This is a genomic window from Psychrobacter sp. ENNN9_III, assembly GCF_001462175.1.
Lineage (GTDB): Bacteria > Pseudomonadota > Gammaproteobacteria > Pseudomonadales > Moraxellaceae > Psychrobacter.
The window spans coordinates 1-7,594 of sequence record NZ_LNUO01000174.1; the positions used below are offsets into that span (position 1 = coordinate 1).

Annotated in this window: 7 protein-coding genes; 4 read left to right on the forward strand and 3 right to left on the reverse strand. The window is 43.0% G+C overall.

What is annotated here, in order from left to right; all coding sequences use genetic code 11:
• Nucleotides 1-19: 19 nt before the first annotated feature.
• The 3 genes from PENNN9_RS13150 to PENNN9_RS13480 are packed head-to-tail and all read left to right on the forward strand — an operon-like array spanning nt 20 to nt 1,422.
• Nucleotides 20-562, forward strand: coding sequence for a tetratricopeptide repeat protein (locus PENNN9_RS13150; RefSeq protein ID WP_227511803.1), 543 nt, complete (start codon nt 20-22; stop codon nt 560-562).
• 49 nt (nt 563-611) lie between these two features.
• Nucleotides 612-902, forward strand: coding sequence for a surface lipoprotein assembly modifier (locus PENNN9_RS13475; protein WP_264752952.1), 291 nt, complete (start codon nt 612-614; stop codon nt 900-902).
• Nucleotides 865-1,422 carry a surface lipoprotein assembly modifier gene (locus PENNN9_RS13480; RefSeq protein WP_413771749.1) on the forward strand — a complete coding sequence of 186 codons (558 nt, stop codon included), beginning with the start codon at nt 865-867 and terminating at the stop codon, nt 1,420-1,422. Before PENNN9_RS13475 ends, PENNN9_RS13480 begins: the two co-directional genes overlap by 38 nt.
• 288 nt (nt 1,423-1,710) lie before the next feature.
• On the opposite strand, the gene PENNN9_RS10755 is transcribed toward PENNN9_RS13480, so the two are convergent.
• From PENNN9_RS10755 to PENNN9_RS10765, 3 genes are all read right to left on the reverse strand, one after another.
• Nucleotides 1,711-2,325: a YceI family protein gene (locus tag PENNN9_RS10755; RefSeq protein WP_058369680.1), complete on the reverse strand. Its 615-nt coding sequence runs from the start codon at nt 2,323-2,325 to the stop codon at nt 1,711-1,713.
• Nucleotides 2,326-2,430: 105 nt separating this feature from the next.
• On the reverse strand, nt 2,431-5,541 hold the full coding sequence (locus PENNN9_RS10760; protein ID WP_058369681.1) for an efflux RND transporter permease subunit: 3,111 nt from the start codon (nt 5,539-5,541) through the stop codon (nt 2,431-2,433).
• Entirely contained in the window at nt 5,538-6,821 is a 1,284-nt protein-coding gene (locus PENNN9_RS10765) for an efflux RND transporter periplasmic adaptor subunit (RefSeq protein ID WP_058369682.1), read from the reverse strand. The genes PENNN9_RS10760 and PENNN9_RS10765 overlap by 4 nt, the downstream gene beginning before the upstream one ends.
• A gap of 538 nt (nt 6,822-7,359) precedes the next feature.
• On the opposite strand from PENNN9_RS10765, the gene PENNN9_RS12850 reads away from it, so the two are divergent.
• Nucleotides 7,360-7,524 (forward strand): hypothetical protein, encoded by a 165-nt coding sequence (locus PENNN9_RS12850; RefSeq protein ID WP_178379376.1) that lies wholly within the window; start codon nt 7,360-7,362, stop codon nt 7,522-7,524.
• Nucleotides 7,525-7,594: the final 70 nt, after the last annotated feature.

Genomic DNA, 7,594 nt, shown 5'->3' on the forward strand with positions numbered 1-7,594 from the left:
ATGATATCGGTAAAAGTTAATGAAAATAAAGCTCTATATAGCCTGTTGTATCACTTTATCTACACCAGTTCTCGCGCAGGAAGTACCCCCTGCCCAAAACGTGTTTTTTCAGAATATTCCACAAATACAACCAGAATTACTACTGAATCAACCTGATATTGATACACCGAATCCTGCACCAACAAAAGAAAATAGCAGCCTAGAAGAAAGAATCAATTTTGCTATTATCCATAAAGATTGGCTAGAACTAGAGAAGTTATTGGGTCAATATCGTACCGCTACAAACTTTGATCCAACGCTATACGATTATGGATTAGGAGCATTGTATCGGCATCAAGGTCGTCAAAAAGAAGCTATCACCTTGTACCGACAGATATTAGCTCGTCAACCAGATTTACATTACCCAAGGTTTGATTTGGCAATGATGCTGTATGAAGACAAGCGCTATGCCGAAGCAAAAACTGAATTAGAAACCGCTGCGCCTTATCTTGCACCGCCATTACAGTCTTTAGTTGGTCAGGTTTTGGCTAGTATAAAAAAAATCCCAAGAATGGCAGCCTAATTTTAACCTTAGTTATGAGTCTACTGATAACGTTAATCAAGCATCCGATATAAGAGAATTAGTAGTTGGTGAAGCTACATTTATTCGTAGTGATGATTCATTGCCACAAGAGGCGCATGGAATACGATACAACGTTGGTGCTGCAAAAGAAAAAAATATAATGGGCAATCATTACGCTTATACGAGCATAGATACGGAAGGTGTAAATTACTGGGACAATAGTGACTATAGTGAATTAACGCTGCAAGCAAACTTAGGATATCGTCACAAAAAATATCGAACGGTCATGGGGCGCTGTAGCAATTGCAGGGCAAAACCTACTAGGCGGAAGTCAGTATAATCAAAATTACGGTTTGACATTAGAGTACAATCGAAAAATATCAGATCAGTGGCAAATTTCTGGTAATCTTTCTCACATACAGAAACGCTATACAGATGACGATTTAGCGAGTTACTACGATGGTCATGCTAATAGCATCGCATGGATTTTGCTTTATCAACCCAAACCTAGATGGTTGGTTTATGCTGGTGCTGATTTCATGCGTGATGATCTAGCGGATCAGGCCGAATCATCAGATCGTCAAGGTATACGTGGAGGAATGGCTTTTTCTGGAGAAAATATTAGTGTGAGAAGCAGTCTGCGTTACGCTCAGCGAGATTTTAAAGAAGATAATTTCTTTTATGGCGAAAAACGTAAAGACGATGAATATCAATTTAGTACAACCCTAGGACATAAAAAACTTAGTTGGCAGGGTTTTACACCTAAGTTAAACTACGAATATCAGAAAATTGATAGTAACTTGCCACTTTATGAGCGTAGCAACAGTACATTTTTCGTTAAGGTAGATAAGTACTTTTAAAATTCACAGCTATATCTGAAACCCTATATCTTGAAACAAGGCTAGATTTGATAGGTAACGCTTAGGGTCTGTTGAGCATTCACAAAACTCAGAGATACTAGCGTGTCCTCATTTTAAAAATGGTGATAAAAATAAGATAAATTGCTGTCAAACAAGAAAAATAGCGCAGATAATATCAAGATATTGCCTAGCTATTTAATGCTGTTTGGCAAAATTTAGCCATTTTTGACCCATTTAGATGACCATCAACTGAATTGAGGACACGCCCTAGATTCTAAACCTATCAAACTACTGCTTCGCTGCTTCAATCTGGATATTAAGGGTTACATCCTTAGTGATGCCGAGTAAGACATATTTGCTAATGCCCCACTTTGTCCGATCTATCGTAGTAGTGAAATCACCACCGCAGATTGGTTTTTTTAGCATAATATTAAAGTAACAGTTAAACTTGGTAGCCGTCAAAGACACTGGATGCGTCTCACCATGTAAAGACAAGTTACCATCAACTTGTGTGACTTGCGAGCCTGTTTTTTCATCGCCGAAGTGCCATTTGGTCGACTGAAAATAAGCCAATGGAAACTTCTCTACATCAAAGAAGTCAGGGCTTTTTAACGCCAAGTCGAAAGCTTTGTTGCCAGTATTTATAGAGTTTATAGGGATGACCAACGAGACGTCACCTGTCTTTGCTTTTGGCTCATACTCTATCTGCCCGGTTATATTATAAAAACCGCCAGTATTAGTAGACGTATTAAAGTGGTCAATGACAAAGCGCACGTTAGCATGAGTAGGATCAATGTGGTAAGTAGCAGCATAACTGCTAGTGAAACCACCTGCCATCACAAGTAACGCCATTAAAGGTTTACGATAAGACGATATTGTTTTAGAAAATGGAAGCTGACTCATAATGACATTCCTTTGTTTATAATCGTTAGTTAGTTTTATAGAGGGCTTACTTCCCTGCTGTGCTATTGCTTTATGCCCTATTTATTTTAATAAAACTTCCTAATACTATAACTTATCAGCAGCTGGACTGTCGTTATCTTTACCGTGCGGAATCAACCATTTAGCGAACCATCCTGACAAGTCATCCATCAAAGTATATACGACTGGAATCACGACCAAACTTAATAACGTCGAGGTTACCAGACCACCTAACACAGCAGCTGCCATCGGACGCCTAAAGGTAGGATCGGCATCACCCCAGCCAAACACGAGCGGTAACATGCCAGCACCCATCGCAATAGTGGTCATAATGATAGGACGGGCGCGCTTGCGACAGGCATCGATGATGGCCTCAAAACGTGCTAGACCTCTGTTTTGCGCAATAATGGCATAATCGACTAATAAAATAGAGTTTTTGGTGGCGATACCCATCAGCATAATAAAACCAATCATCGACGGCATGGATAAGCTACTGCTTGTAATAACCAAACCTACAAATGCACCGCCTATCGATAACGGCAGCGCCATCAAAATAGTAAAGGGTTGTAAAAGCTTACCAAAGAGTAGAATTAAGACGCCTAAGATACAGATAATACCCACCGACATAGCAATAACAAAACCGCTAAATAGCTCAGCCATGTTTTCCGCTTGACCCTGTGCAATCATTGTAATAGAGGCTGGTAGTTGCTGCATGGTAGGGGTGTTTTTGACTGCATCTACCAATTCACCAAGCTCACCTGTACCAGGCTGCACTGTAATAGTGATTGAACGCTCACGATCGAGACGGCTGATCTTTGCAGGTCCTGTACCAAAATTGAGGTCAGCGACTTCACCGACACGCACACCTTGACCGGCTGGGTTTGTACTAGGTACATACAAGCCTTCTAACTGATTGACATTTTGTTTGGCCACATCAGGTAAGCGCACCACGATAGGAATCTGCCGCGTATCTAAATTGAGCTTAGACAGGCGCTGTTCATAGTCACCTACTGTCGCTATTCGTAAGGTGGTTGCGATATCTTGCGTGGTGACACCTTTATCTGCCATCGCTAGCCGATCAGGAGTCACAGTCAGCTCTTGTTGCGGTAAGCTGCGATCGCTGGTGACAGCACCTGCAATTGGTAGCGCGCGGATATCCGTCATGATTTGTTGCGCGGTCTGCTCCAACACTTGCGGATTGGTACTGGTCAATGAAAAGCTATATCCGGTCTCGCCGCCACTCGATAGCCCTACTGTAAAGCGCGCACTGGGTACTTCTGTCAATATGGCGCTAATATGTTGTTCAATCTCCTTTTTAGAGATACGTTCGGCACGCGGTGTCAGAACAATATCTAAACTGGCAATGTTTTTTGCGCCGCCACTACCGCTAGAGCTGTTCGGCCCCATAGCCTCTTGTGCTTGTCCAACTGAAGAGAAGACATGAGCGACTTCAGGCAACGCTAAAATACGCTCACGTGCCAATGCAGTCACCCGCTCGGTATCTTCAAGCTCAACATCGGGTGTCAGCTCAATGCCTACTCGCGTTTGATCAATGTCATTATCAGGAATAAACGAGGTCGGTAGCAGCTGCACTAGAGCTAGTGACCCTACAAATAATAATAAGGTGGCACCCATGGTCAACCAACGATGATGAAGTGTCCATGACACTATCTTTAGATACCAGGTCATCAATGCGCTTTGTTTTTCGACCCGATGTTTTTCTGGTCGCAAAATGTAGGCTGCCATCATCGGGGTAATTAAACGTGCGACCAATAGCGAGGCAAAGATAGCCATCGCTGCTGTCCAGCCAAACTGGCGGAAGAACTGCCCAACCACACCGCCCATAAAGGCTGTGGGTAAAAACACTGCGATTAAGGTAAAGGTAGTGGCAATAACCGCAAGCCCAATTTCATCAGCGGCTTCCATCGCTGCCTCATAAGGCGTTTTACCCATCCGTAAATGGCGGATAATATTTTCGACCTCAACGATAGCATCATCGACCAACACCCCGATGACCAGTGATAACGCCAATAACGAAATAATATTGAGGCTAAAATCAAACAGATACATACCCAAAAAGGTAGGAATGACCGACAATGGCAAGGCTACAGCGGCGACAATCGTTGCACGAATATTGCGTAAAAATAAGAACACGACGACGACTGCTAAAATACCGCCTTCAATCAACATACGTAATGAAGACTCATAGTCTTCTTCTACTGGGGTCGCACGGTCGTAGACTTTTTCGACCTCGATATTACTCATCTCAGCACTTAACTGTGCCAGTGCCGCGTCCACTCTTTTAGTGACTTCAACTTCACTGGCACCGCGTGAACGAGTGATGTTAAAGGCAACCACGGTTTCGCCATCTAATTTGGCAACAGAGCTAGGATCAGCCGCGCCATCCGTCACTTCAGCCATACGGCCTAACGCTTGCGTGCCTCCAGTAGGGACAGCAATCTGTAAATCGTTAAGCTCGCGAGCGCGTTCTACTGCACCCAACACCCGAATGGTTTGAGTCGTAGTACCAACTTCAGCTTCTCCGCCTGCGCTGTCTTGCTGAATACCAGCGATCTGCTGAGACAATTGAGGGATGGAGAGTTGCAAACCACTAAGCATGATAGGGTCAGCGGCAACGGTAATCTCACGCTCAAGACCACCAATCCGGCTAATAGCGCTTACCCCTTGAATATCAGATAAGCGCTTGGTAATGGTGTCATCAACGAACCATGATAAGTCCTCAACACTCATATTATTCCCAGTCACAGAATAGGTGACTACTGGAAATCCTGCTGTCGACACCTTGGTAATAATAGGATCATTAGCAGCTGCTGGTAAGTCTCCACGTACCTCACCGACAGCTGAACGTACATCATCCATGGCTTCTTGAATGTCTTTTTCTAACACAAACTCAGTTGCGATAGTCGCAGCACCTGTTTGTAAGGTAGTACGAATGTGCTTAATACCCTCAATACTGGTTAGCCTGTTTTCAATCTTTTTAGCCACGTCATTTTCGAGCTGTGACGGTGCGGCTCCGGGCAAAGTAACCGTGACTACGACCGCTGGTAGATCAATATCAGGGAACTGCTGCACTTTCATTTGTTGAAAGCCAAACAAACCACCGAGTGTTAGCAAGACAAACAATAAAATCGCAACAAGTGGGTTTTTAATTGAATAGGTAGATACATTCATATTCATGATGTTGCCTGCACAGCTTGACTCTCAACGACGCGTACCAAGTCACCATCATTTAAAAAACTACCACCTTGCTTGACCAAGCTAACATCGTTTGGCAAAGGCTCTGCAAGTATGACGCTGTCGCCAATACGATCTCCTAGGGTCACGCGCTGCTGTTGAATACGTCCAACCGTTTTGCCATTCTGGGTTTTGATATCCGTCACTAGCATCACATAATCATAACCATCATTGCTGACAATGGCACTATTGGGCACCGTTTGCATGCTTTCGCTACCAAGCAAAAACTCACCGGTTTGGTACATACCCGCACGCGCTGCAGAATTGTCATTTAAGCTTGCGTAGATAGTAATTTGACGGTTGTTATCCGCTGTCGGCGCGATACGACTGACTTGCCCCATCACCGACTGGTCTCTTGGCAAGTTGACTTTGACAGGCGTACCCACGTTTACATCACCGATTAACTTAGGATCGATATCAGCACGCCACTCTAAAACCCCCCCTTTAATAATCGTAAATAGTGGCTCACCACCTGCGACCATGCCGACCTCAGCCATCTTGTCACTGATTACCCCACTCACTGGCGCAACGACTTTTGCATTTTCAAGATTTAGGCGCTGATTGCTCAGGCGAGCTTTCGATGCTTGCAAGGATGCTCTAGCACGAATCTCAGAAGTACGGTAACGGTCTGCTTCTTGTCTGCTAATGGCATCTATATCAAGTAGCGGTAGCACACGTGCCGCATCTGCACTCGCATTGGCAAGCGTGGCTTCGGCTTCGGCCACATCTGCTTCCGCTTGCAAGACCTGCTGCTCCATAGCATCGGTATCAAATATCGCCAACACTTGACCGGCTTTGACGCGCGTACCTTCTTCGACCAATACCCGTTCAATTGCCACGCCATTGACCTTGGCACTGACATTTGCAATATCTTTGGCGCTTATTGTGCCGTCAGCTTTCAGTGTGTTGCCGACACTATCTTGACTCGGCTGCACGGTTTCAACTGATAAGACGGCTTGATCGTTATCTATATTAGTAGGCGCTATATCACTTTGAGTCCCAGAGGTAACGGTTGACTCATCCGTAGACGAGTCATTACCACCCCAGTATTTTCCTAACAGCACACCAATGACCAGCACCGCTAACAGTACAGGCAATAGCCACACAGGCAGCTTTATTGAGGGTTTATGCTTAGCCGTATTAAGGTTGCGATAAGGCGGCAACTCAGACTCAGATGTAGAATTAGACACTTGCTTATCATTAGGGTCTTGAAGGTCACTCATAATCGGTCTCTATAAATAAGCGCATTGATAGAAAAGAGGGTAAATATTATTTTTAGCGGGGTGATATAGACAGTTTATATTATTGACAGCTTTTTGCATTGTAGTCTATCGTACTAATAGGTCAACTGTAGTTTATCCCTATTCTGTTCAAAAATAATTATAAATAATAACCGAAATACAGAACATACGTTCAGTAATGATGATATAGATTTGAAAAATTATGAATAAAGAGTAATGAGCCGATATGACTATCCATATATGAATATCGGCTAGATATGACGATTAGGTTTCGATTTTATTAGCCTTTATTCACCAACATTTGCGACGATGATAGTCGTAACGCTATCAAGTATTACACACTACATACGACATACAGTTCTGTCTTGTGTTGTTGGGTTGGTTTGATACTATTAATTCACGACATCACCCACTTAATGACATTATTGGAACAGCGGGATTAATCCGTTAGCATCGATTACTATATTAATGTCAAACAGTGGGTAACCATCACTTTAAATCATAAACCAAGGAGTCCAACATGGCTAATAAAGAAAAAGTTAAAGCGATAAAGCAAGAAATAAAAGACACTAAGGCAAACATTAAAGACCAAAATAAAAACCTCAAAGACCTTAAAAAAGCCTTGAAGAAAGCGAAAAAAGAGAAGCCTGAGAAAAAATCTAAAAATAAGAACAAAGCTAAATAAGCTTTTTTTAGATGTTTGTTAGATATATAAACCGTTTAAACATAAAAAAGAGGATAGCAATTACTGTCCT